Below are 26,155 nucleotides of genomic sequence, written 5' to 3' on the forward strand. Positions count from 1 at the left end.
GAGCCTGGGACCGTCCTTTCCACATTCTCCGCGCCGAAATAAATCCCCGAAGGGGTTTCTTGCGGGAGAATGTGGAAAGCACTCAGGAATAACTTTTAACCAGACACAGTTTATTGAACTATCCCTATTGCCCATACAGCTTCCCCTGTACACTAAAAGACTAAACCACCAACAGTCTAAAAGACTAACAGTCCAACAGACTAAACTACTAACAGTCTAAAAGACCAACAGACTAAAAGACTAAAAGACTAACAGTCCAACAGACCACCCTACCCTTCAAAGTGGAAGCTCAGCGTAAAGGTGCGGCTTAACACTTTCTCCAGGACCGTGCTCTGGGGCAGGTTGGGATTGAACAACAAGGTGTTGCCGATGCCGTGACTGATCTTGAATTCTGGCGACCAGATGAAGTAGGGAAAGAAAATCTGGATTCCCGCACCGTATTCGATCTGAAAATCGTGGGGACTGATCCGGACAAGATTTTCCGCCTGCCGGGTTCTGGACTCACTGGCCACGTCAAAGCTGTACTTCACTCCCGCAATCAGGAACAGCCGTTTATCCCGGTAGGGAGCCGACTTGTAACGAAACTGGAAGGGCAATTCGACGAAGACGGACTCCACTTTTTCCTGGCTCTGCCGCGTGAAGCGTGCGTTCTCGGTGTAGTTCAGGTTCCGCTCCGCGAAACTGAATCCCGGCATGAAGCGAAAGTCGAAATACTTGCCAATTTTGAGGTTGGTGACGATGTTCAGGTTGAAGCCGGGGCCCGCCAGACTTTTCACCGCCGTGATGCTGTCGGAAAAAATAAATTCTTCACTGCGGTAGGGCGTGTACCGACTGGAATTGAAACCCAGGGTCAGGCCGAAGTAGTAGGGCTTGGATTGAAAATCGTAAAAGTTGTAGTTGTTGCCGCCGGTGAATTGCGCGTTGGCGCCGAGGGAACAACCCAAAATCAGGGTCAGCGTCAGGAGGATTTGACGGCCGTGTAGATGGAGGCGATTCCGAAGGTAAGAGGTTGACATTCAGCTTGTTTATACCCCACGCGCTGTAAAATATCGGTGAAGGCCGTTCCGCTCGGAAAGGCCTGCACGCTCTCAAATAGGTAGGCGTAGGCTCGGGGATCTTTGGATTGTAAACGACCAATCAGCGGCATAATTTTACCGAAGTACAAATTAAAGCCCCAGCGGATCGGCGCAAAGGTAATACGGCTGAATTCCAGAATGACAATTTTCCCTCCGGGCCGAAGTACCCGCAGCATTTCCCCCAGCCCTTGCTCCAGGTTTTCAAAGTTTCTCACCCCAAAGGCCACGGTGACCGCATCGAAGGAGTTATCCGGAAAGGGCAAGGCTTCGCTGTCGCCCTGCTGGAGGACAATGCGGTCATCCAACCCGGCTTTGGTCACCTTCTGCCGGCCCACCGCCAGCATCCCTTCGCTCAGGTCCAGACCGGTGATGTGCTCCACTTCCGTACGCTTTGCCGTTTGGATCGCCACGTCCGCCGTACCCGTGGCCACGTCGAGTATTTTCCGGTGTTTCTCGGGGTCCAACTCCGCAATCATCTTCTTGCGCCACAGCGTGTCCACGCGGAGCGAGGTACTGCGATTGAGCAAATCGTACGTGGGGGCGATGGCGTCAAACATTCGTCCCACTTCTTCCTTCTTGGAGCTTGATTCTCCGTAGGGTTTCACTACTTTTTCCGTTTCAGCCATAGGCTTAAAGAACCCCCGAAAAAGGCTTTGGTTCAGCTATATTTTGCCAGCAAAATTCACTACCTTCGCGGGAGGCTCCGATGGGGCTGATTAGTAGCGTTTTTGGGCGCTCACCGCAGGTGCAAAGTTTTTTCTCTACGCACCATTTATTTCGGCTTTTATCCCAACGTGGCCGGTCGGAATAATTTGGCACCTGCGTGCATCGCCCAACTGCGATCCGGTGGTTTTACCCACCGAAAATCCAGGTGCACGGGAAGCGTGTCGTATCCTTTACACCTGGCTTATTACTTGTACCAGATAACAGATTATGCCAGACAGTCAAAGGATTATTCCGGTCAACATTGAAGACCAGATGAAATCCGCCTACATCGACTATTCGATGTCGGTCATCGTCAGCCGGGCACTGCCCGACGTGCGCGACGGCCTGAAGCCCGTGCACCGCCGGGTGCTTTTCGGAATGGATGAACTCTCGCTGAGTTTCCGAAGCGCCCACAAAAAATCCGCCCGTATCGTCGGGGAAGTTCTCGGTAAGTATCACCCCCACGGTGATTCCTCCGTGTATGACACCATGGTGCGGATGGCCCAGGACTGGAGCCTCCGCTACCCGCTCGTCGACGGACAGGGCAACTTCGGCTCCATGGACGGGGACTCCCCCGCCGCCATGCGGTATACGGAGGCCCGTCTGCAACGGATTTCTGACGAAATCCTCGGGGATCTCGACAAAGACACCGTTGACTTTCAGCTGAACTTCGACGACACCCTCAAGGAACCTACCGTTCTGCCCACCAAAATCCCCAACCTCCTGGTCAACGGAGCTTCGGGCATCGCCGTGGGTATGGCCACCAACATGATGCCCCACAACCTCACCGAGGTCGTCGACGGCATCATCGCCACCGTAGACAAGCCCGAGATCACCATTGATGAACTGATGCAGTTCATCAAGGCCCCCGACTTCCCCACCGGGGGAATCATCTACGGGGTGGACGGCGTCCGGGAAGCCTTCCATACCGGTCGGGGCCGCGTGGTCCTGCGCGGACGGGCCGAAATTAAGGTGGACGACAATGATCGGGAGTCCATCATCATCAGTGAGATTCCCTTTCAGGTCAATAAGGCCGTGCTGGTGGCCAAGATCGCCGAACTGGCCAACGAAGGCAAAATCACCGGCATCAGCGACGTCCGCGACGAATCGGACCGCGATGGTCTGCGTATCGTCATTGAGATCAAGCGCGACGCCATGGCCAGCATCGTGCTGAGCTACCTCTACAAATATACCCCCCTGCAAACCAGTTACGGGGTGAACAACGTGGCCCTCGTTGGCGGCCGTCCGATGACCCTCAACCTGAAGGATATGGTGGAGGAATTCATCACCTTCCGCCTCGAAGTCATTCAGCGACGGACCCGCTACGAACTGAACAAGGCCCTCGCCCGGGCCCACATCCTGATCGGCCTGCTGGTGGCGCTGGATTACCTCGACGAGGTCATTGCCCTCATTCGGGCCAGCAGCACCCCGGACGACGCCAGAGAGGGACTGATGAACGGCGACTTTATCGACGACAAGGACGCCTTCTGGGCCAAGTTCAAGGACCTGGTGGAAGAAGCACAGACCGAAGAACTGGTGGTGCTCCCGGGTAAGGTACTCAGCGAGCAGCAGGCCCGGGCTATCCTGGAAATGCGTCTGCAGAAGCTTACCGGCCTGGAACTGGATAAGATTCGGGAGGAATACGCCGAAATCCGCGAACTGATCGACAGCTTGCGGGCGATTCTGGAAAGTGAGACCCTCCAACGCAACATCGTTAAGGAAGAACTCACGGAAGTAAAGCAGCGATACGGAGACGAACGCCGCTCCGAAATCAGCCTGGATACGGCCGACATTTCGATTACGGACATGATTCCCGACGAAGATGTCGTCGTTACCATCAGTAAACTGGGCTACATCAAGCGGACGCCGGTAGATGAATACCGGACCCAAACCCGGGGCGGGCGGGGAAGTCGCGGGTCAAAAACCCGCAACGAAGATTTTGTCGAGCACCTCTTCATCGCCAGTAACCATAACTATCTCCTGCTCTTTACCGAACAGGGGCGTTGCCACTGGCTCCGGATCTACGAAATTCCCGAAGCGAGCAAACAGAGTGCCGGTCGGGTCATCCAGAACATCCTGGCCCTGCCCAAGGAAGACAAGATTCGTGCCTACATCAGCGTGGCGGACCTGACGGATGAGGAATTCCTCAACGAGCACTCCATCATCTTTGCGACCAAGAAGGGCGTCGTTAAGAAGACCAGCCTGGAGGCCTACAGCCGTCCGAGATCCAACGGCATCAACGCCATTACGATCAACGACGGCGATCAGCTGATCGAAGCGCGTCTGACGAACGGCAGCAGCCACGTATTCCTGGCCACCCGGAAAGGGCAGGCCATCCACTTCGAGGAAAGTACCGTCCGTAACATGGGACGGACGGCCGCCGGAGTACGGGGAATTACCCTGAACGGAGAGGATGACGAAGTAGTTGGCATGGTCACGCTCGATCACGAGCTGGATGCTGATAAAACCATTCTCGTCGTCAGCGAACAAGGAATGGGCAAACGCTCCGACTGGTCAGAATACCGGATCACCAACCGCGGTGGTAAGGGCGTCCGCACCATGCAGGTAACCGACAAAACGGGCATGCTCGTGAGCCTCAAGGCCGTTAGTGATGACGATGATCTGATGATCACGAACCGCTCCGGCATCGTAATCCGAATGTCCATGGATAACCTCCGGGTTATGGGCCGTTCCACCCAGGGCGTACGCCTTATTAAACTGGAGAAAAAGGATGCTATCGCCGACGTTGCCGTCGTAAGAATCGAGGAAGACGAAGAAGGCGAAGAGGAATAATCCCTTTTCTTTTAGGATAGTATTAACGATCATTGCAGCTGCAATTAACGTTTTAACCGTAACCCTGGGCGACATTTGTCGTCTAATTGGGTGTTCACTCAACAGAAAAACCAACCACAATATCAAGTCATGCGCAAATTACTCTTAGGCATGTTCCTGTTGCTTTTCACCGCCACGTCCCTCATGGCACAAAGCGGAGAAGACGCATTCAAGGCCGCAAAAAAAGCGATTGACGCTTACAATCTAAACAACGATGCTGCCAAGCTGACCGAAGCCGTTGACATGGCTGAGAAGGCCATTGACAGCGACGCCGTACAGGCCGATCCGAAAATGATGCTGAAGCTTGGAGACATCTACGCTGCCGCCATCAATACCTACGTCATCAACCGCAGCACCGGTCTGAGCGACGAGCGCTTCACCGACAATGCCGCCATCAAGGGGGCAAAAGCCTATATGGCCTCTTTCGATGCTTCCGAAAAGAAGGGTGACCAAAAGAAGGCCCTGAAGGGACTTTCCGAGCTCCAGGGCAACATCACTAACCAGGGCATTTACGCCATTCAGGACAAGGACTTTGCGGACGCCCTCGAAGCCTTCGAAACCAGCATTATGGCCCATGACTTCCTCACCAGCAATGGTGGTGAGTCTACCATGACGCCCGACAAACTGAACGACGATCGCTACTACGCCGGTTTGTCCGCCGTTCTGCTCGAAAAATTCGACGCCGCTGAGCCCATGTTCCTGGCGCTCCGCGAGGCCGGCTACGATGACTCCGGTGTCTACGACGGTCTCTTCAAAGTTTACTCCGGTAAGGGTGACCTCGACACCGCCGCCAAGTACCTGGCGGAAGGTCGGGCCAAGTACCCCGAGGAGTCCGGTCTGCTCTTTAACGAAATCAACCTCTACATCGAGCAGAACAAACTGAGCGAACTGATCGAAAAGTTGGAGGAAGGTATCACGGCCGAGCCAGATAACCCATCACTCTACATCGTCCTCGGTCAGACCTTCGAAAAGCTCTACACCACCGAGACCGAAGCTGGCAACGCTGAAAAGGCAGCAGAATACTTCGAGAAAGCCCAGTCCACCTACGCCCGCGGACTGGAGCAGGATAAGGACAACGCCAAGCTGATCTACGCTACCGGCCTGTTGATCTACAACCGCGGTGCGGCCATGTCTCAGGAACTCGTTGAACTCGGTAACGACTTCTCCAAGGAAGGACAGCGCAAGTACGAAGCCCTGAAGACGAAAGTCGACGCTGAGTTCGAAAAGGCACTCCCCTACTTCCAGAAGGCAGAGATGTCTGATCCCAGCGACATGAGTACCCTCATCGCCCTCAAGGAGATGTACGCCCGTAACGACGAGTACGAAATCTCCAACGAATTCAAGGCCCGTATCGAAAAAGTACAGGCTGGCGAAACGATTGAAAAATCCTACTTTAAGGAAAAGGGCATGTAAGCCTACCTTCCTGAGGTAAACTCCAAAAAAGCGGCATCGAGAAATTCTCGGTGCCGCTTTCTTCTTTTACCCAAACAAGCTTAATTGGTTACTCCGGGCGTGCCGGCCTCCCCCACCCCGTTCGTGGAGAATTCTCTCCCGAACGATGCCCGGGTCAAAACCCAGCTGCCGGAAGTCCTTATCCGCGCTGATCAGGAAATACTGCGCCCGTTTCCAGACGATGCCAATCTTTCGCAAATGCTCTCTCCGCAGCGGTCGAAATTTCCGGGCCTGCACAATCTTTCGCGCACTCTTCGTCCCTACTCCGGGTATTCTCAGGATCATTTCCAGGGGCGCGCGGTTGACGTCCACGGGAAACTTCTCCGGGTTACGCAGTGCGTAGGCCAGTTTAGGATCGACGTCCGGGTCCAGCATGGGATTAGTGGCGTCAACGATCTCATCGGCCCGGAAGCCGTAGAACCGCATCAGCCAGTCGGCCTGATACAGGCGGTTTTCCCGCCGCAGCGGCGGGGCACTCAGCGAAGGAAGCCGGTTGTCTTCGCTGATCGGAACGTAGCCGCTGTAGTAGACCCGCTTAAGCGCCTGGTCCTGATACAGATTTGCGGCCAGGGAAAGAATGTCCTTATCCGTTTCCGGACTGGCGCCGATCACCATCTGGGTAGATTGCCCGGCCGGAACAAAGTTTGGGGTAAACTTACTCTTCACCAGGGCACGCTTTTCCTCCCGGTATCCCTCAATGGATTCTTTGAGGTAGTTCATGGGCTGGTAGACGTCACGGTAATTCTTTTCCGGAGCAACTTTCTGTAGGCTACGCTCGCTGGGCATTTCCAGATTTACGCTCAGTCGGTCGGCGTACAGACCCGCTTCGTGCACGAGTTCGTCGCTCGCCCCCGGGATGGCTTTAAGGTGAATGTAGCCGTTGAACTTATGCTCCGTCCGGAGCTTCTTGGCGATTCGCACCAGACGTTCCATCGTGTAGTCGGCGCTCTTGAAGATCCCCGAGCTTAGGAACAGCCCCTCGATGTAGTTCCGCTTGTAAAAATTAATGGTCAAATCCACCACCTCCTGCACGGTGAAGGCTGCCCTTTTGACGTCATTGCTCTTACGGCTTACGCAGTAGGCGCAGTCAAAAATACAGTGATTGGTCAGCAAAATTTTCAGCAGGGAAACGCAACGCCCGTCCTGGGTGTAGGTATGGCAAATCCCCATTCCCGTGGCGTTACCCAGCCCGTCGGGCGTATTTTTACGTTTGCTTCCGCTGCTACTACAGGATACGTCGTATTTAGCAGCGTCCGCCAGAATTGATAGTTTTTCGGTAATGCGATTACTCATACCCAAAAGTACGGAATTGTTTCATAAATTTATAAAAATACAATTATTGTGTTTGGTTAATTTCACCCTTCTTTGGGGTTTGCCGCAAGTAACCCAAGCGCAGTCGCAGTCCGCTCAGACCGCCCTGTGGAGTGGACTCGCGGTGGAAAAGGAAGTCAACAGCCGCTGGGCCTACCAGGGAGAAATCGAATGGCGAAGCAATCTGGAAACCGGCGCCATCCCTACCTATTTGTTTAATCTGAGTACCAGTTGGGAGGCCATCCCGGGAGGAAACATCTCCCCCGGCATTCGCTACGAAGTGGACGATGACGGCGGAGGGGCCGAAATCAGGTTATTGACGGACCTGAATTACAGCCGCCCCTTCGGGCAGAGCCGATTTGGTTACGAAAACAGGATTCGGGTACAGCGCGACATTCTACTGGACGGCGGCGATCCGCAAACGGCCTTTCGCATTCGTCCGGGAGCCTACTTCTCCCCCGCCGGCAATTGGAAAATTACTCTGGAAAGCGAGCTCCGTTACCGGTTCGATCTGGGCTACGTCAATCGCATGCGCTACACGGTCGCCCTCGACCATGATTTCTCGGAAGCCCTCGCCCTTGATCTCTTTTTTCGCATCGAAGACCGATACGTAGAAAATGCCCTGACGCGTTCCCAGAACATCATCGGGATTTATCTCGCCTATCACCTCCCCAACGGTAAGGAGCAGGACTTTCCTCCCCGCCGTCCGTTCGGCAGACAATACAACTAGCAACCTTGGCTACGAAAAAAATCATGTCGGTACTTTCGGCGCGCTGGCGAAGATTGCCTGCAGTGCGCAAGGTCCTGGTCGCCCTCCTCTTGCTGGGGGCTACCTGGTGGCTTTTCTGCCTTCCGGGGGAACTGTTTCGGGCGCCCCAATCCACGGAATTGCTGGACCGGGAAGGGAATCTGCTCAGCGCGAGTATTGCCGCGGACGGCCAGTGGCGTTTTCCCGCCGCCGACAGTATATCTCCCCGACTAAAAACCGCCGTGGTGGCCTTCGAAGACCGCCGGTTTTACCGGCACTGGGGGGTAAGCCCCCGGGCCATCATCCGGGCACTGCGGCAGAATATCCGGGAGGGAAGTATCGTAGAGGGGGGCTCTACGCTGACGATGCAGGTAGCCCGGATGGCGCGGGGGAATCGGGCGCGGACGCTGGTGCAAAAATTTCTGGAGGCAGCCTGGGCCACCCGTCTGGAATGGCGATTTTCCAAGGGCGAAATCCTTGATCTTTGGTTAAATAATGCACCCTTCGGCGGCAACGCCGTTGGTATTGAGGCCGCCACCCGGAGATATTACGGGCGTTCTCCGGCCTCCCTCAGTTGGGGAGAGGCCGCCACGCTGGCCGTCTTGCCCAATAGCCCGGGACTCATCCATCCGGGGCGGGACCGCGGGGCGCTGCGCGCCCGCCGCAATGCCCTCCTCGACGATCTGGCCGAACTCGGCAACATCACATCCGACGAAGCGGAACTCGCCAAACTGGAAGAACTACCCCGTGCTCCCCGACGGCTACCCCGCGATGCCCCCCACCTGCTCCAGCGGCTCCAGCAAGCCTCCGGGCCGGGCCGGTACCGGACCAGCATCGACGGCCGGCTCCAAACCGCCATTACCTCCCTGGCGGCCCGGCACCAGGAACGCCTCGCCGGAAACGAAATCCATAACCTGGCGGTCATGGTTTCCGAGGTGAACACCGGTAACGTCATTGCCTACCTGGGCAACGCCCCGGGCGTTGCCGCCGTGCACTCGCCCGACGTAGACATTATTCGGGCCCCCAGAAGCCCCGGCAGCCTGCTCAAACCCATGCTCTACGGCCTTTCCCTGCAGGAAGGCACCATCCTGCGGGACGGCCTGCTGGCCGACGTACCCACCAGTTTTCAGGAGTTCACGCCCGCCAATTTTTACCAGGATTTTGACGGGGCCGTGCCCGCCAGTGAAGCACTCGTCCGGTCCCTGAACATCCCCTTCGTTTACCTGCTCAAAGAATTCGGTGTTCCCCGTTTCTACAACGCCCTGAAGCAGTACGGATTTGATCAGGTAAACGCCGGTCCGGACCACTACGGCCTTTCCCTGATCCTCGGTGGAGGGGAGATCACCATGGAAGAAATTCATACCTGGTTCCTCGGGATGGCTCGGCAACAACGCTACTTCTACCACCGGCAGGGAAAGTACTGCCCGGACGACTTCCTTCCCCCTACCCTGTTGTCGGGCATCGATCGCCCCAACTCTCTCAACCTGAAGGAACTGCCCGGCCCCATCGGGGCCGGAGCCGGACACCTGATGCTAGAGGCCATGCAAAGCCTGGAACGCCCCGACGAAAGCGGGGCTGCCCGGCGGTTCTCGGCCTTCCGGCCCATTGCCTGGAAGACCGGCACCAGCTTTGGCTTCCGGGACGCCTGGGCCGTCGGCTGCACGCCCGAATACGTGGTCAGCGTCTGGACGGGAAATGCCGACGGAGAAGGCCGACCGGGACTGGTGGGTGTGCGGGCCGCAGCGCCCCTGCTGTTCGGGGTTTTCCGGATGCTGCAGGAGCGTAACTCCACCGCCCCGCGTTGGTTTGAAGCTCCCTACGACGACCTGCTCGAAGTAGCCGTCTGCGAAAAGAGTGGATTTCTGGCCGGACCCGACTGCCCCCGGAAAACCAGTTGGCAACCCGCCAATGCGGAGCGATCCGCCGTCTGTAGCCATCACCAGAAAATCTTCACTACCCCGGCCGGAGATCAACGCGTCCGGGCGGATTGTAGTCCGGGCGAATACGCTTCCCAATCCTGGTTCATCCTCCCCGGCCGGCAGGCCTATTTCTACCGGAAGCGCCACCCCGAATACCAAAACCTCCCGCCCTGGCATCCCGCCTGCGTTTCCGGGAAGGAAAACCCCATGCAGGTCATCTACCCCCACCAACGGGGCAGTATCTCCCCCAGCCGGGGCTGGGACGGTGAAGAAACCCCCATCACCTTCGAAGTTGCTCACCGAAATGAATCCGCCACGGTCTACTGGCACCTCAATGATGAATACCTGGGTAGCACCAGAGTTTTTCACACCATGGCCGTGGAAGTAGGCCCCGGCAGGCACCTCCTCAGCCTCGTGGACACCCAGGGAAATCGGCTGGAAAAGCGCTTTGACGTAAAGTAAGTGTTAATAATACACTAATTCCGCACTTTCTTCCCTTCGCGAAAATTGGCTGGACGTCACATTTAGCGAATTTACGCTACGGCACGCATCAAAATATTTTACCAATAAATCGATTCATTTAAAATATTATTCTAAATGACGCGAATTTTTTCACGATAATTTCGTCACCCCCCATATGGTCCGGCCCTCATCCCCTCCGCTGACAATCATAGAAGGTCGGTTATGTCGTGTTGAGGGAGGCAAAAAGCGGTTCTATATTTGAGTCATCAATCGGACATACAGGATTTGAGCCGAACACAAAAGGACAGGGTCCTTACGGTTCTCCCCCCCTACCATCCGATTCTTCCTATGGCATGATCGACTTTAAGCTTTTTACGCAGCGGCTTCCCCACGGGAAGCCGTTGTTTTTTTTGCCATCTCCGTTGATCCGCCACCAGAAGGTCAACGCCAATTTGCCGGAAAGTTTAGACCACGCTAATTAAACAGTTGCCCGCCGTCGTAACGGTTCTGGTTGACGGGCACGTTGATAAAGTCCAGCGTACCCGGTTTTACGGCAATCGAGAAAGAGTAGGTATTCCGCTGCGGAGCCCAGCTGAAGCGCATCTCCCAGCAGTGAAGATCACGGACGAAACTCAGGAACGGATAGGTAACCCGTTTGCTGGTGAAGTCGTATCCGATGGAGCCAATGTTCACGCTCCAGTTATTGGTGAGCTGTAGTTGTCCGCGTAATTCAATGGAATTGGCCAGGGTGTTAAAGCGGATGGTGTCGCGGGTGCCGGGAACCCGGGAGACATCCCGCTCCATCCGGAAATTGAAGTTGTGCCGAATGGAAAATCTTTCAAAAAGACTCAGGATATCCGTTTCCTCAAAGAGGGTATTTTCCTCCTCCCGGCGTTTTCGGCGTTCGTCGGCCAGGTCTTCCACAAACTCTTCTTCCTCCCCCTGAAACAATTGTCGGATTTTGGCCACCGTCAGGTTAGTGGAAATGGTACCGCTAAAGTTGGAGAGCTGGAAAGGAGCTCTTTTGGAGTCCCAGACCGAAACGTCCACGCGGCGCACCGAATTCGTCTCGGGATCAAAACGGGAAACGTAGGGATCAAAGACCGCCCGCAGATTCAAACGCGTTAGGCCCTTGAAGAACTGAGTATTACCGCCCATACTGATGACACTCCACTTGAGCGTATCCCGGGTGAAATCGTAGCTTCCGTTGATGCCAATGTTCTGGAAAAGCTTTACGTTCTGCTCCGTAGAGTCCTTCTTGTTCCAAACCTTGGCCTCAAAGAGGTTGGCGATGGAGTAGTTAATGCCCAACCGTCGTTCACTCGAAGGCGGAGCGCCGAATATCTGGTTGGCAAAGGGAGACAGCAGCCGTTCCGGATTGCCGTTCAAGGGGTCAATCTCATCTTCGGGAATAAAGTAGGGCGTATCACTGATGAAGTCTCTGGCCCGCGTGTAATCCGGACTGAAACCGAAGCTGATACTGGGCTTCATGACGTGCCGCAAGCCCATCAGGCCGAATAATCCCTTCCTCCTGAAACGGACCTTACCGAACAGCTGAGTACTGACACTTACGCCCGCGGAGAACTCCCGAAAGGACGCCAGCCCGGGATTCAGGGCGTTGGTGATGGTACCGAGGCTGGTGGTGTCAATCCTTAGTTCCCCGGTGAAGGGGTCGATGATGGTGTCGGTTTGCAGGTTACCGTCCAGGGCATAATCCCGGGTTTTGCCGTAGTACACTTCCTCGTAGGTGATGTTGGGGCTGACGTTGAAGTACTTGAGGACGTTCAGACTGACGGCGGCCGTCATGTTGTGCTGGAAACCGTACTGTCCGTCGTCCAGGGTGGCCTGGGTGAAGAAGGTGGAGTCAGCTCCGGAAAACTCCGTCCGCAGGGCGCTGCGGTAGCGGAAGGAGAGTTTTTTCCACCAGGCAGTCTGCTTACCGGGGAGGTTCCGCAGGGGATAAATCGTTTGGGTCTGGAAGGCCGCGTCGGGGAAGTTGACGGTGATCTGCCGGGTCTGGTTACTCTGGCTGTGGTTCAGTCCCGCCGTCAGGGCCGACTTCAGCTTCGGGAACGTCTTATTGATGTTCATGCTGGAGCGAATCACGTTCTGACTCGCCACCTCGAAGGTGTTGATGAACCGCTGATCCACCAGGTTGGTCTGGAAGTTCAGGGAGCCACCGAAGTTAAAGGTGGGGTGCGCCCGCTGGTCCTGCCGGTGGCTCCAGCTGATGGAAATCCCCTTGTCGAACAGTTCGTTTAGCTCCGCATCTTCCCGGCGCAGGCTCTTGAAGCTCGCGTTGAAATTACCCCGGTACTTGTAGCGCCGAACGTAAGCCACGCTGGTGTTCAGGGTGTAGGTTCCTTTGAGGTAGTAGTCGGCGGTGGCCTGCAGGTTTACGTGCTCCCCGAGGGGAAAGAACCACCCCACCCCCTGCAAACCGAAGCCCCACTGCGGGCTGTACTGATAGTCCGAAGGAAACAACAGGCCGGTGCTCCGGCCACTCTTCAGGGGGAAGAACCCGAAGGGTAGCCACAGGGGCGTGGGCACGCCCATAATTTCCAGATTACTGGGACCAATGACCGCCAGCTTATTGGGAATCACTTTCGCCCGACGGGTCCGGATGCCGAAGTGGGGGTGCTCGGCCGAGCAGGTCGTGAAGATGGCGTCCTGGGTGTAGATGATGTCGTTGCGGGTGGTGTCGTCGACCTGGACGGCCCCGCTGATGAACTTTGACTTTCCGCCCCGGACGTAGATATCGTCCTGGGTGGTGGTCGTACCGTACACAATGCCCTTCCGCGTCTTGAAGTTGTAGCGCATTTCCCGGGCGGTGAAGGCCTGCCCGCCGTCGCTGAATTCCGGAATTCCGGCGGCCTGCCCCGTACTGTCGGGCAGCGGTTCGGCAAAAACGATGTTGGATCCGTAGTTCAGGACGATGTGGTTGGCCTTCAGGCTGATGGCCTGATACTGCACCGAGGCGGCGCCGTACAGGTGAATCTCTTCCTTCACGAAATCGACCCACATACTGTCCTGTGCGGCATAATCCACCGGGGCATCGAGGCTGTCGGCCGACATCCGGAAATCCGCCGTCGTACCCGAGAACCTGGCGGTGTCCGGATTCAGGACGGGATCCGTGATCAGTTGCAGTCGGGCGATGGAGTCGGTATTGAAGGCGGGCTTGCCGGGGGGCGGCAGCGTATCCTGAGCGGGGACCGCAGGTGCCGGCCGCTGCTGGAAAGGAGCCAGGCTGTTGCGGGCAAAGCCAAATTCACTGCTCCCCTGGGCACTACCCGGCACCAGCGTCATCGCCACAATGAGGCAAAGAATTGGCAATCCGACCCTAGGATGTGGTAAATACCGCACTAATGCATTATATATTTGCGTAAACCCTTCCCTCACCGGCGCTACCGGATACTGAATTACACCGTATGATACCAAAGAGTAAAAACGCACTGTTCGTCTTGATCTGCTGCTTAATTAGCTATGCGGTTCAAACGGCTCCGATCCCTCCGGCGCCGCCACGGACAACCGGCTTTAACGTAACCTTAAATGATGTGGGTGGCAAAAGTACGCTGACTGGCACGAACCCGCTGCGTAAAATTGTCATTGATGCGGGCCACGGGGGCAAAGACCCCGGTGGCATGGGCGATAACAGCCAGGAAAAACACATTGCGCTGAGCATTGCCCAGCGATTCGCCGCAGGCGTCCGGGAAAATTTTCCCGACGTTGAGGTGATCATGACGCGCGACGACGACACTTTCATTCCCCTCTACGAGCGGGCGGCCATCGCCAACCGGCAGGGAGCGGATCTTTTCGTCAGCATCCACGCCAACATCATGCCCGGCAGCAAGGCGACCTACGGCACCGAGACCTTCGTCATGGGACAGCACGTCGCGGAGCACAACCTGGCCGTCGCCAAGCGCGAAAACGCCGCCATCCTGCTGGAAGACAATGTGGAGCAGAACTACGGTTACGACCCCAACAGCGACGAGGGGCACATCATGATGAGCATGTTCCAGCACGCCTTCCTCGAGCGTAGCATCCTCTTCGCCGAACTGGTCGAGCAGCAGTTTGCCACCGCCGGCCGCAAGAGTCGGGGTGTAAAGCAGGCGGGTTTTGTGGTCCTCAAAGAAACCACCATGCCCAGCGTCCTGGTGGAAACCGGTTTTATGAGTAACCTGAAGGAAGAGGCTTACCTTTTGAGCGACGCCGGACAGGACAAGCTGGCCGCCGCCCTGCTGGATGCCTTTTCTGCTTACTACACCATCGTCAACAAAATGGCCCCGCCGAGCAACCCGGAAGTGGCCCGCAAAGAGGTTGTCGCTACCCCGGTGACGACGCCACCGGCCCGGTCGACGCCGGCTTCCGTGACCCGCGGCCCGGTAGCCATGCAGCCGGTCCGGGTCTACGATAAGGTGCTGGTGCTGGAGGAAGGAAGCACGGCTTCCGCCAAGGGCGTGGCCCCGCCCCCGCCGACCGTCCGGTCCGCTTCCCGGCCGACCCCCACTCCGGTCAGTTACGCCAGCAACACCTCCACTACGGTACAGCAGCAACTCCCCACGGCTCCGGTCACGCGCGACGTACGGCGGCGAGAGGTCTACATGCCCACGGCTCCGCCCCCCGGAACGGTGCTCCCCGGGGGTGTTCATCCCGCTACTTACGGCACGCCGGTGGGCCAGCCCCTGGCCCCCGCCCCGACCATCACGGAAGCGGATACCCTGCCAAACGGCCGGGGAGGCTATAAATTCAACACGGTGCGCACCCCCGACAGTGAGAAAGTACTGGACTTACGCAAGGTGCCCGATAACCAGTTGCTCTACTGCATCCAGCTGCTGGCTTCCGACAAAAAGTACAGTCTGGAAGATCCTAAGTGGCAGCGGGTGCCCTACGGCATTCGCATCGTTGAGGAGGCGCCCTGGTATAAGTACCAAATCCGCGGCCTCGGCACCGCCTCGGCCACCAAAACGGCCCACGACCGGGTCAAACAGGCCGGATTTACCGACTCCATGGTGGTCGTGTACTATCAGGGCAAGCGACTGGGCGTAGCCCAGGTCCGGTATCTGCTGAACCGCTAGGGTACTTCGCGCAGCTTTTACTTCTCTTTTGACCGAAGGTTGATCTCCGGAAAAGGAGCAGCGGCCGAAAATTGGCTATATTGTCCCAATTACAATATCCATTTTAATATGGCCAACTTTTATAGATCATGTCTGGAAACTTCACCTTTGAGTTGTTGTGCATCGACCCTGATGACATCATCAACCAGGAAGCCTTTATTCACGCCCTCAGTTATAGTAAAGAGGTCTGGAACGGCAATTCCCCGATCATTACGCAAGACAAGAATGGCACCCCCTACATCAAGGGCGAAAAGGGGATGCAGGTCACCGTTTTTAACGTAGACACCAGCAAAATTTTAACCGATCTCGTTGACGCCGCCTTTGTTTTAAGAGTAGAAAGTAAATTTTTTGAAACCCTGGAGCCCTTCCGTCAGCGATTGCTCCGCCACCTGAGAGATAACCTGAAGTTTGCTCATCTACGCATTCTCAAGGATGACATTTCCTCCGAGATCGCCAACCAGTTGTACCCCAAGATTAACGCCGTGGAGAACCTCCTCCGACGGTACCTGATCAAGTTTTTCTTTCAGCGGGTGGGTATGAACTGGTGGGACGTCACGGCCACGCCGAAAATGATCGAGAAGGTTAAAAATCGTCAGCGAAACCGTTCCAATCAGTTCAGTCACTTCATCGACAGCGACATCGAATTCGCGGATTTTGACGACCTGGGCCTGTTAATTTACAAGCAGTCCACCGGCTTTAACGAGCCGGAAAAGGTCTTTGAAATGCTGGACGGCATTGAGACCCTGGAGGACCTGGAAGAACTGAAGAGTAACCTGCGGGGCAACTACACCAAGTACTTCAAAACCTTCTTCCGCGACAAGAACTTCGAAAAACTCTGGAAGGAGATGTCGCGCATCCGGAATAAGGTCGCCCACCAGGCCACCTTCTTCCACAGTGAACTGCGGAAGGGCAAGGAGCTATCCGCCGAATTAACCAGGATCATCACGGAAGCGGAAAAGCACATCGACGAGATCGTACTGAGTCTCAAAGAAAAGCAGGCCATTCACAAGGCCACCGTTGAAGTACTGAAGGAGGAGGAAGAAGTCGCCGCTGAGCAAAAGGCCAAGCAGGAAGTCCGCAGCGGCAACCGTGCGCCTTCGGAGTTGGGCATGACGGGCGAGCAAATCACCAACCTCGCCACCGGCGAGGGTTCCGACCATCGCGTGAAGCTGACCGGACCGAAAATCCTGGGTAAAATCAAGTTGGAGCACAAGGTGAAGACCTACAGCAATACGGCGCCGCCAGGATTTCGGGTAATTTCGGAAGATGAAATCATCAACGAATTACACGAGGCGCACAACCTGAACTATACCGACTACGTGGGGCTGAAGTGGTTCGTCACCCAGTACCTGGCCAATAAGGGCTACGCCATTGGCACTACCTATTCGCTGGTCAACATCCTCATCGAGCAGGAGCGAATACTTCTATATGACGTGGAAAGTGCGGAGGGCTACCCCGTTAAGGCGGTCAAGTTGCCCAAATAAGGCCGTGGGATCACCGTGGAACGTTATCTTCACCAAGCCATCCTCACCAAACCGTGGTGGAGATGGTTGTGGATACCAAGGCAAACAAGGTCCACCCTCACCTAAACAATGACTTCGAATTGCTAAGTTATGCCCATGGAATTTGATCGGACGGTGCTGCAACGGGTCCGGAGAAACCTTTTCTTTATTCTGGTGGCGGCCACCACCCTGGGTTTCCTGGGGCTCATCCAGCCTTTTCTGACCACCGTTTTCTGGGCTGCGGTGCTGGCCATTATTTTCTTTGGCCTCTACGAGAGGGTTAAACGCTGGGTGAAGGGGCGCAGCAGTATGGCGGCCTTTCTGACCACCATTCTGATTCTGTTCTTCGTCATCATTCCCTTTACCCTGCTCGGCATCGCCCTGTTCCAGCAGGGCATGGAGATTTTCACGGCCGTTCAGTCCGGAGACCTCGACCCGACGGTGGTGGTAAATTACGTGGAGGAAAGTTTGCCGAAAATCTCCGAGATGCTGGCCGAATTCGGCGTTACGCCGGATGATCTCCGGCAGCGCCTGAGCAACGCCGCCATCGAGGTGAGTTCCTTCATTGCTAACCGGGCGTTGACGGTGGGGGGGAGCATTATCAACATCTTCGTGGAGTTCACTCTGATGCTCTACCTCCTCTTTTTCTTTTTCCGCGACGGGCGAGAACTGATGCGCACCATCATTGACACCATCCCGATGGGCAACGTCCGGGAACGGGCCCTTTTTCAGCGCTTCGCCCAGGTATCGCGGGCGACCCTGAAGGGTACCCTGGTGGTGGCCATCGTCCAGGGTAGCATCGGCGGCGTACTCTTCGCCATTCTGGGTATTCCGGCCGCCCTGTTGTGGGGCGTGGCCATGACCTTGCTGGCCCTCCTGCCCGTTGGCGGTAGCGCCATCGTCTGGTTTCCGGCCGCCATCATTCTTTTCGCTCAGGGAGAAATCGGCAAGGCATTCGCCATGCTGATCGTGGGCTCCCTCATCATTGGCCTGATCGACAACCTCCTGCGCCCCATCCTCGTGGGTCGTGATACGGAAATGCCCGATTACCTGGTTTTACTCTCCACTCTCGGGGGCATCACCTTCTTCGGGCTCAGCGGATTCGTGGTGGGGCCCACCATCGCGGCCCTCTTCATCACCGTATGGGAGATGATGGGTAAAGATTACGGGGGGAAGAATAGTTAGGGTGGTGCTGGTTTTGGGGCGACGGCGCGCAGGTGCGGGGGAAAATGGCCCTGGTGATCTGCCGAAACGCCGCCCTCTTCAGGAAGTAGTAACCTATTTACAGATAAACACTAAAACCAAGCATGGGATTTCGAAAAAAGCTCTTGCTAATTGCTTGCTGCCTCAGTATGACTTCCTGCCTTTGGGGGCAACGAACACTTTGGGTCAGTTCCAACGTATTGGACAGACAAGCCAGTTCCATTCACCTCCTTACTCACAATGGGGACAATGAAGTATTTGACCGGATTGACCTTGATCCATCAGGTAACCATCCCGATTTTATCCCCATAAAATCACCGGAAGTATCTGAACTATCGGTTGCCACCCTTGCCATCGCCAAAAAATCAGCCTACCCTCTTTCGTACGAGAAACGTCTTATCCTATCCACCATTTGGGACGTTCAGAGGGACACTATTTTCTCCTTTAGTTCAAATCCCACTCAATCGTGTTGCTCCTCAACAAGGGAGAACCCCACCACCATATCGATGAGGATAAAGAATCTGGATAAACTACAGGACATTTACTCGCCAACACTATCAGTGAACCTCAACGCGCTTGCCACTACCAGTGTAGGCAAGAGCACCAATTTTAAGATTCCATCCCTGGAGCAAAAGACTTCTACCGTCGTCTATTTGAGATCCAAAGGAGATAAAGATTATCGACAATTAGTTATCCCCCCACAGGAGCCTTCCCCCTATCCAAATGAAATACAATTCGACTATAAGCAGCTGCCCGTTCACGAGGATATCTATACCCTAAAAGTGGATTCTCCCGACGAGTTTTCGTTAAAGATTTACGCTACCACAAATCAGATGGAAAGCGTAGGCATCTATCACTCAAAAAACGGTTATACGGTCAGGAGGAAGGTCTCCATCAAAATCCCCGTGGATATGGATTTCACCGAGTATTCCGTAAAACTTTCGGTTAGGGATCGCCAGGATCCCGACCAATTATACTTGGCTTCCACTAGTAATTCCTATTCAGATTTAGGAGACATCAAGTTTCCACCTACCTGGATAATTGATGACCTAGCTTTTCCTTCTGAAGAGGGCTACCGTTTTGACTTCGAAAAAAAGAACTTCAATAAATGGAAGGCCAGTTTCAAAATTGATGGCCTTACTGCACCCAATTTCGTCAAGACGGACACTGATTACGGAGGTGACTGGGTTTTATACGGAGGGGCTACCAAATTCGGAAACGCCTTTTTCCTACCCGCTCTTCCAGACGACCTACGGGAATCCTTATGGGGACAAGATGGACGGGTAATCATCGAAAGACCAAATTGGATCTTTTCTAGAGACGACGGGAAGAAAATTACAGAAACTCATCAGCAGGTCTGGAAATGGTGATTACGCTAGTGTTTTGATCAACCTAAGACCTGGTGTGCGTAAAAAAGGCTGCGACAACTTTGGATTCTTTGATCCCGGCTTCTGGTCGAAACCGGCTTCTCGTCGAAAAACGTTAGCTCGGATTACCAACTACGGGCGTTGCCTGAATTTTGACCTGAAGAATCGGATCGTCAGCTTAACGGACGAGGAAACAAAACGCCGATAATTACCCCCCCAAATTGACGCGGCATCTGAGGGGAAATTCTCGTAGTTTCCCGTAAATTCTTGTTACGGTTAGTTCCCGTCCCAGGGGAACGTTCCGCAGTCAACGTCAATAATTTCCGCCCGCTGTTCGATGATGATGGGGCAACTGTTGGCGTTGGTTCCGATGGCGGGATTTTCCTCCGTTCCCCCTACTCCACCTCCGTCATTCGGGGAGTAGGTTCCCGTAATGACCACAGTGCCAGATAAAGTGGCGGGGTCAAGCTGTCCGGTACTGTTTCCATTCACGGTGAACATCGTACCTGATGGATCGGGACTGAAAATAGGATTGGGGTTAGCAACCGAGGTATTGAAAGTACTTCCGAGGGAGACTGCTGGCTTACCACTGCAATAGGTACGGTCCAGCGCTGGGTCAAATTGCAGTACCGGGTAGGCGCAAACGTTGCTGATGGCAATTGGAGTAACTCCGTCGGCCTCGGTTGCGGTCATCCAGGTGCCGCCACCGTCGGAAGAAAATTCAAATTGGCTGATGCTGTATCCCGTCCGGTCAGTATGGTTGAAGGAAATAGTATAGACGCCGGCGGCGTCTTCCGATAAGTTGGCGGGCAAGCTTACGCCAATCAATCCCGTACCGTTGGAAGCTCTGACCAATAAACCGGGAGCTCCCGTAACCGTAACCGTTTCGGCAAAGGTGCCATCTCCGGCGCCATTGTTTACCCCCTGATCGTTGTTACAGCTACAGGGGTCGGTTCCCATAAAATTATTCGATACCTCGAAGGGAATACTACAGGCCATCGGCACCGTAAGTTCCACAATGCAGCTGCTTTCGTTACCCGCTCCATCGGCCACCGTTATCGTTACGGACAAATCCCCCGTAATCCTGGCGTCCTGGGTTGCTCCGGCCACCGGATCCTGGGTAATGGAGAGGACTGCGCTACAAGCGTCCGTGGCATCAACAATTTCCGCTACCAAATCCGGTACCATATACATGCAGTCGCCGTCCGTGGCGATCATGCGGTCCGCCGGACAGGTAAAGGATGGCATGGTAACGTCCTTACCGGTCAGCGTTACCTGACAGCTAACGTCATTATTATTCCCCGCTTCATCCGTGGCCGTGATGGTCACCGTATGCGTCATATTGTGTCCGGAAGCCAGTACCGCGCCTACCTCTGGGTTCTGGGTCAGCGTGACTGTGCCGCAATTGTCCGTGGCGCCGCTGATCCCACTGACCAGATCAGGAACGATTAGATCACAATCAGGGTCGAGGTTAACGTCGAGGTCGGCGGGGCAATCAAAGGTCGGACCCGAATCGTCTACTACGGTAATGTCGAAGGTACAGTTAGCCGAGTTACCCAGGGCATCGGACACCACTCCGTTAAGTTGGATGACCCCCTGACTGGCTACTGGCATAGCGGGAGATCCCGGAGTGATCCAGTCCGTGGCGGGATCCATATCTACCAGGGTAGCGTCATAACCATTTCCCGTAATGTCGGTAGCCACCAGAGCCCCCATACCGTCTTCCATATTAAAGTACGCGATCAGTCCGGGAGCGGCCGGAGAAACGGTTTTGTCATAATTGCTCTGAACTTCACTGCCTGAACGGGCGAGGTTCCAAATCCTGACTTCATCAAGCCGGGTGTTGGCTGACTGGGCCCCAAAGGACCTGCTTCCGATAATCCATCCGTCAGTGTTTAGGGTTGCAACGTGATTGGCCGTGTAAACGGAAACACCATTAACGTAGATAGTCAAGTTATTGCCCGCCTTGACCCAGGCGACATGAGACCACTGGTTAAGTGGGAGCGCTATCCCGGAATTATTCCAGGAGAACTCTGACCGAAACCAGTACCTTAAAACGCCAGCATTATCGATTGCTGTTTCAAACTGTGCGGTCTGCGTTCCCGTGATTCGATCAAAGGTATCGTCACCACCTTTTCGAAAAACATAATACTCCAGGGTGAAATCGTTCAAAACCGGCAAGTTCTGGTTGGTTTCCGCCCGGTCGTCCTCCCCATCAAAATCCAGAGCGCCATTGTTGGCTCCCGGCATGAGGTCATCACAATCAAATATCGTCCGATTTACCGTTATCGACAATGCGCCGGCAGGAGAACAATTATCCATGGACCCCGCAAGAATTGCCAGTTCATCAGCCGCCGTAAGGGTATACGCTCCGCTACCGTCAAGGGAAACGGTAAGGTCATTACACACGGCGGTTGGTGGACTAACGTCTTTTCCGGTCAGGGTAACCATACAGGGCGTCGTATTGGTGTTACCGCCATTGTCGGTTGCCGTAATCGTAACGGTTTGGGTCATATTGTGCCCGGAAGCGAAGGAGGCCCCTACGTTGGGGCTCTGGGTCAGGGTAAGACCACAATTATCGGCCTCATCGGTGATTTCGGTGAGGAGATCCGGAATTACCAGACTACAACTCCCATCCAAATCTACGTCCCGGTCACCCGGACAGGTGAAGGTGGGTGGCTGGTTGTCAACACCAGCCTGAATCGTCACCACCTGACTACTACTTACACAACTGGTATTGGCGGCATCCCGGATCAGGACCGTATAGGAACCATCGGGAAGATTTATTACCGGATTGGTGTTTCCCCAGCTGCTTCCGTTATCCGTCGAGAACTGATAGCTGGCCGCCCCACTTAAATTGGAGAAGGTAATTTGTCCATCGTTGGCGCCAGGACAGCCTTCGTTGGTAGCCGTAGCCATAAACGACAGGTTACAGGGTTGGACCTCGGTCATCGTCAGACCGGCGTCCAAACTGTTGACGTTGCCACCTCCCGCGCTCAGGGTAACCGTCGCTTGCCCAGTAGTCATATCAAAATCACTGTCAATGGCATCATTCGTGCCCGCATTTTGTACGGTAAGGAAGGGAAAGGCGGCGGTAGGCGTAACCGTAACCGTATACGTCCCCACAGGTAGTGCAGGAATCGTGTAGATTCCCTGCGAATTCGTCGTGGTGGAACCACTTAATCCTCCTCCGGAGAAGCTGACTAGTACTCCCGGAACTCCCTGCTCGGCGCCATCGAAAAGACCGTTGCCATTAGCGTCATTCCACACCAAATCACCCAAACTGATCAGGTCACTTGAGGCCGGCACCGGGTCCGTGACGGCCGTATTGACGCCACCCCGAATGAAGGGAGCAGCGCAACCATTCAGGACATTTCCGGAAAGAAAAGCGTTGACCTCCGCCATTGTTCCCGTAGCCATGGTGGTTGGCTCCTCCAGCAAAATACAGGTGGCGTTTGAGCTGGTAACCGTAATGGTATTATTGGTGATCTCTGCATTGACGATGTACTTCTCGTCATCAATACCGGAATCGTCCGAAATATCGATTCCCGCTTCTTCCGGTGGGATCATTTGACCGATCGTCGTAGGTGGAGAATCGTCCGAATTAGGATTTACCACCGTGTTCCCGTCAATGATCAGATTGATCATGTGCACTGGCCCCGGGTCATCGTTAAAGGGCCGGTAGCGGATACCACTGTTAGTTGTGTTGGAAACTGAATTGTTCGTAATGTGTAGGGTGGCTTCAATCGATCGTCCCGAACTATCATCATCAATGACAATACCAAAATTCGTATCGGCGTTTCCGCTTACGGTGTTATTGTTGATGATGCCAAATACCCGGGTATTTCTTCCGTCAAGGTTTACTTCAATGCCGTCACCGTCCACGTTGGTGATCACATTATTCTCGATGAGCAAATGAGCGACCTGGTTATTCGGCGCAGCATCAAAACCAAGGTGAACATTAATGCCATCTCCCGAGCCGGTCCAGCCGCTGAAATTATTATTAGTAATCACAATGACTGCCGTGGAATTGCTGGATTCCGTGAGGATGCGGATGGCGTCATCCTCCATCACTCCGGTATTCCGGTTACCGTCAATGACGATATCAACATCCGCATTTGTCGTGGTGCCCTCTCCGGCCTCTACGTAGATCAGCTCGTCATTATCAAAGGGGCCGAAGGTATTATTCAGGATACTTAACTGAGTGCCTACGCCATTGAGATTGGTAAAGACGTATATACCGTCGGTGAAAAACTGGCTGCCGGTGGCGTAGGTGTTGTTACTTACCGTCAGTCGCCCTCGCAGATTAACCGATCGAATGACGCCAGAATTACCGTTGTTCATGGTTGACCTCAGTTCAAAACCATCAATGGTAACGTCGCCGGTATGGTTATCGGTGATGAAGGCTGAACTTCCACCTCCATTTACGGTGGCCATGCCGGGATTGGCGGCGCGAATGATGATATCGCCCGCAGCCATCGCAACGTTTACCGATTCGTTATAGGTTCCGTTGGCCACCACAATTTCATCACCGTCTGCCGCATTGTTTACCGCCGCCTGTATCGTGGCGAAGGTGCCGGGGACGTTAATGATCGCGTGCGTCTGGTACGGAGTATTATCGTGGGCGATGAGCATCGCCGGGAGCAATACCAGAACAGTTACCAGGGCCTTAGCAAACAACGGGGCAAAATACGCATGGGTCGGAGTCAGGGACTCCTTAAAGGGTAGGTTTCTCATGAGAGGATCAATTGGCTAATTCACCAAAGGAGTGAACAGCTTTTCAGGTCGTAGCAAATCTATCTTAAAGATAGACAAAATCTTAATGCTTAGGGTGTGCCTGGAAGGAAACACGTAGTAACCCCTACTCCAGCGGCGTCATTAAAGACTACTCTTCCCCCATAAACTAATGGAAACGGCACCGGGGAGTCGACCCGAGCGCGCGGTTCCTGCGAACGTTTGAGGTGATAAATGATGGCCTGCGAAACGCATTTTCCCGTCACAAAACGCACAGAAGTCGATTCCACCAGATTGCGGAGTAGCGTATTCAAAGCGGTAATTCTGGACGTTCGGTGGTAACCAGAATCTCCCGGCAAGACCTCAGGATTGGGCCTTTCGACGCCGCAATTCCTTGCGGACGGTGGATAGCTCCCGACCGGCTTCACCGGTCACGGAAGTGTTTTCCTCCGCCCGCCGGACCAGGTAGGGCAGCACTTCCCGGACCGGACCGTAAACCATGTACTTGGAGACATTGTATCCGCCACCGGCCAGGTTGAAGGTGAGGTTGTCGCTCATGCCCAGCAACTGGGAGAAGCGGATGTGCGCGTGATCCCGGGGGATGCCCAGTTCGGCCATCAGCAGGCACATCAGGCGATTACTGTCCTCGTTGTGACTGGCGACGCAGCAGGAGATCTCTTCGTGGTTATTGGCGCAGTAGCGCACGGCAGTATTGTAATCGGCGTTGGTGGCCGCCAGACTGGGCTGGATGGGGGTCGGGTAGCCCATCTCCCGGGCTCTTTCGTGCTCCTTGTTCATGTAGGCTCCCCGTACCAACTTGGCTCCCAGTAGGTAGCCCTCTTCCTGGGCCCGTTCGTGGCTGCGCTGCAGAAAGGCGAGGCGGTCGTGCCGGTACAGCTGGAAGGTATTGAATACGATCACCTTCTCGCGGTTGTAACGGGCCATCATTTTATTGGCCAACTGGTCGATGGTATTCTGAATCCAGCTTTCCTCCGCGTCAATGTACACCTGCACGTCCTGCTTCTGGGCCTGGCCACAGATGGCGTCCAGCCGGCGCAGGGCCGCCTGAAATTGGGCGTGCGTCTGGTCGTCGAAGTCGACTTCCTCGCCGTTGAGCTTTTCCAGTGCCGCAAAGGGCGCCAGGCCGGTCACCTTTACCACCACGGCGTTGGCCGCCGGTGCTTCCGCGGAAAAATCGATGGCGTTCAGCACTTCCTTCATGAAGCGATTGAAGTCCTCTTCGGTGCTCTTGGCTTCGGCCCCGTAATCCAGGATGCTGGTTACCCCGTGCCGGTACAGATTTTCAATGGCCGGCAGGGCCGTCACGAGGCTCGTCCCCCCCACGAATTGCGAGAACACCGTCTTCTTCACCGCCCAGGTCGCGCCCGGCAGGTTCCACCTCACCGCCCGGGTGCCCAGACCAGCAAGCAGTTTGGTCAGCCAGGGGGTACCGATGAGGGACAGAATGCGCCCCATGCGTTTAAGGTCCCCGTCCGACAAATGCCGGTAGGTTTGCTCCAGATCATTAAAGTCGGGGAGTTCCCCGGCTTTCTGCATCCGTTCGTAGGTCTTTCGTGCCTGCTCGGCCAGCGGGAACTCCCGCACGGGGCCAGAACTGTTTTCCATGGGCTTCTATTGGCTAGAGCAATCAAGGCATATCACTGATTGCGACGTAAAGGTGGCTACCCGGAAGTCGTGGTGATCGGGTCCCCGGTAGCAAAAGTACGATA

14 protein-coding genes are annotated in these 26,155 nt (G+C 55.1%); 8 read left to right on the forward strand and 6 right to left on the reverse strand.

Annotated elements, in window-relative coordinates; translation table 11 throughout:
* Positions 1 to 269: 269 nt before the first annotated feature.
* Both E1J53_RS21200 and ubiE read right to left on the reverse strand, forming a co-directional pair.
* The gene (locus E1J53_RS21200) at positions 270 to 1,016 is read right to left on the reverse strand and encodes an outer membrane beta-barrel protein (RefSeq protein ID WP_134272252.1); all 747 of its coding nucleotides are present in this window, start codon (positions 1,014 to 1,016) and stop codon (positions 270 to 272) included.
* Positions 959 to 1,702: a bifunctional demethylmenaquinone methyltransferase/2-methoxy-6-polyprenyl-1,4-benzoquinol methylase UbiE gene (gene ubiE, locus E1J53_RS21205; RefSeq protein WP_134272251.1), complete on the reverse strand. Its 744-nt coding sequence runs from the start codon at positions 1,700 to 1,702 to the stop codon at positions 959 to 961. The genes E1J53_RS21200 and ubiE overlap by 58 nt, the downstream gene beginning before the upstream one ends.
* Positions 1,703 to 2,009: 307 nt before the next feature.
* Here ubiE and gyrA point away from each other — a divergent pair, with 307 nt between their 5' ends.
* Positions 2,010 to 4,574, forward strand: coding sequence for a DNA gyrase subunit A (gyrA, locus tag E1J53_RS21210; protein ID WP_134272250.1), 2,565 nt, complete (start codon positions 2,010 to 2,012; stop codon positions 4,572 to 4,574).
* 129 nt (positions 4,575 to 4,703) lie between these two features.
* Positions 4,704 to 6,026 (forward strand): tetratricopeptide repeat protein, encoded by a 1,323-nt coding sequence (locus E1J53_RS21215; protein WP_134272249.1) that lies wholly within the window; start codon positions 4,704 to 4,706, stop codon positions 6,024 to 6,026.
* Positions 6,027 to 6,092: 66 nt separating this feature from the next.
* Here E1J53_RS21215 and E1J53_RS21220 read toward each other — a convergent pair whose 3' ends face one another.
* Positions 6,093 to 7,358 carry a putative DNA modification/repair radical SAM protein gene (locus E1J53_RS21220; RefSeq protein ID WP_134272248.1) on the reverse strand — a complete coding sequence of 422 codons (1,266 nt, stop codon included), beginning with the start codon at positions 7,356 to 7,358 and terminating at the stop codon, positions 6,093 to 6,095.
* Positions 7,359 to 7,437: 79 nt separating this feature from the next.
* Between E1J53_RS21220 and E1J53_RS21225 the strand changes: the two genes are divergently transcribed.
* Both E1J53_RS21225 and pbpC read left to right on the forward strand, forming a co-directional pair.
* Positions 7,438 to 8,106: a DUF2490 domain-containing protein gene (locus E1J53_RS21225; protein ID WP_173021592.1), complete on the forward strand. Its 669-nt coding sequence runs from the start codon at positions 7,438 to 7,440 to the stop codon at positions 8,104 to 8,106.
* Positions 8,107 to 8,111: 5 nt separating this feature from the next.
* On the forward strand, positions 8,112 to 10,505 hold the full coding sequence (gene pbpC, locus E1J53_RS21230; RefSeq protein ID WP_253932226.1) for a penicillin-binding protein 1C: 2,394 nt from the start codon (positions 8,112 to 8,114) through the stop codon (positions 10,503 to 10,505).
* A 474-nt stretch (positions 10,506 to 10,979) separates the two neighbouring features.
* On the opposite strand, the gene E1J53_RS21235 is transcribed toward pbpC, so the two are convergent.
* Complete coding sequence (locus E1J53_RS21235) at positions 10,980 to 13,838, reverse strand: putative LPS assembly protein LptD (RefSeq protein WP_134272246.1); 2,859 nt, start codon at positions 13,836 to 13,838, stop codon at positions 10,980 to 10,982.
* 221 nt (positions 13,839 to 14,059) lie between these two features.
* On the opposite strand from E1J53_RS21235, the gene E1J53_RS21240 reads away from it, so the two are divergent.
* From E1J53_RS21240 to E1J53_RS21255, 4 genes are all read left to right on the forward strand, one after another.
* On the forward strand, positions 14,060 to 15,580 hold the full coding sequence (locus E1J53_RS21240; RefSeq protein ID WP_216650086.1) for an N-acetylmuramoyl-L-alanine amidase: 1,521 nt from the start codon (positions 14,060 to 14,062) through the stop codon (positions 15,578 to 15,580).
* 128 nt (positions 15,581 to 15,708) lie between these two features.
* Entirely contained in the window at positions 15,709 to 17,103 is a 1,395-nt protein-coding gene (locus E1J53_RS21245) for a HEPN domain-containing protein (RefSeq protein ID WP_134272244.1), read from the forward strand.
* A 135-nt stretch (positions 17,104 to 17,238) separates the two neighbouring features.
* A complete protein-coding gene (locus tag E1J53_RS21250; RefSeq protein ID WP_253932231.1) occupies positions 17,239 to 18,306 on the forward strand; it encodes an AI-2E family transporter in 1,068 nt (355 codons plus the stop codon).
* Between the two features lie 218 nt (positions 18,307 to 18,524).
* Positions 18,525 to 19,694, forward strand: a complete 1,170-nt coding sequence (locus E1J53_RS21255) for a hypothetical protein (protein ID WP_134272242.1) — start codon at positions 18,525 to 18,527, stop codon at positions 19,692 to 19,694.
* Between the two features lie 273 nt (positions 19,695 to 19,967).
* Here the strand turns inward: E1J53_RS21255 and E1J53_RS21260 are convergent, their stop codons facing one another.
* Together E1J53_RS21260 and E1J53_RS21265 are read right to left on the reverse strand one after the other, a co-directional pair.
* Complete coding sequence (locus E1J53_RS21260; protein ID WP_134272241.1) at positions 19,968 to 24,428, reverse strand: SdrD B-like domain-containing protein; 4,461 nt, start codon at positions 24,426 to 24,428, stop codon at positions 19,968 to 19,970.
* A 360-nt stretch (positions 24,429 to 24,788) separates the two neighbouring features.
* The gene (locus E1J53_RS21265; RefSeq protein ID WP_134272240.1) at positions 24,789 to 26,051 is read right to left on the reverse strand and encodes a proline dehydrogenase family protein; all 1,263 of its coding nucleotides are present in this window, start codon (positions 26,049 to 26,051) and stop codon (positions 24,789 to 24,791) included.
* Positions 26,052 to 26,155 lie beyond the last annotated feature (104 nt).

It is taken from the genome of Lewinella sp. W8 (genome assembly GCF_004375085.3).
Taxonomy (GTDB): Bacteria; Bacteroidota; Bacteroidia; order Chitinophagales; family Saprospiraceae; genus Neolewinella.

Coding starts and splice junctions, on each gene's coding strand:
- E1J53_RS21220 (WP_134272248.1), bottom strand. CDS start 7,358: ATGAGTAATCGCATTACCGAAAAACTATCAATTCTGGCGGACGCTGCT.
- E1J53_RS21200 (WP_134272252.1), bottom strand. CDS start 1,016: ATGTCAACCTCTTACCTTCGGAATCGCCTCCATCTACACGGCCGTCAA.
- E1J53_RS21260 (WP_134272241.1), bottom strand. CDS start 24,428: ATGAGAAACCTACCCTTTAAGGAGTCCCTGACTCCGACCCATGCGTAT.
- ubiE (WP_134272251.1), bottom strand. CDS start 1,702: ATGGCTGAAACGGAAAAAGTAGTGAAACCCTACGGAGAATCAAGCTCC.
- gyrA (WP_134272250.1), top strand. CDS start 2,010: ATGCCAGACAGTCAAAGGATTATTCCGGTCAACATTGAAGACCAGATG.
- E1J53_RS21245 (WP_134272244.1), top strand. CDS start 15,709: ATGTCTGGAAACTTCACCTTTGAGTTGTTGTGCATCGACCCTGATGAC.
- E1J53_RS21215 (WP_134272249.1), top strand. CDS start 4,704: ATGCGCAAATTACTCTTAGGCATGTTCCTGTTGCTTTTCACCGCCACG.
- E1J53_RS21250 (WP_253932231.1), top strand. CDS start 17,239: ATGGAATTTGATCGGACGGTGCTGCAACGGGTCCGGAGAAACCTTTTC.
- E1J53_RS21265 (WP_134272240.1), bottom strand. CDS start 26,051: ATGGAAAACAGTTCTGGCCCCGTGCGGGAGTTCCCGCTGGCCGAGCAG.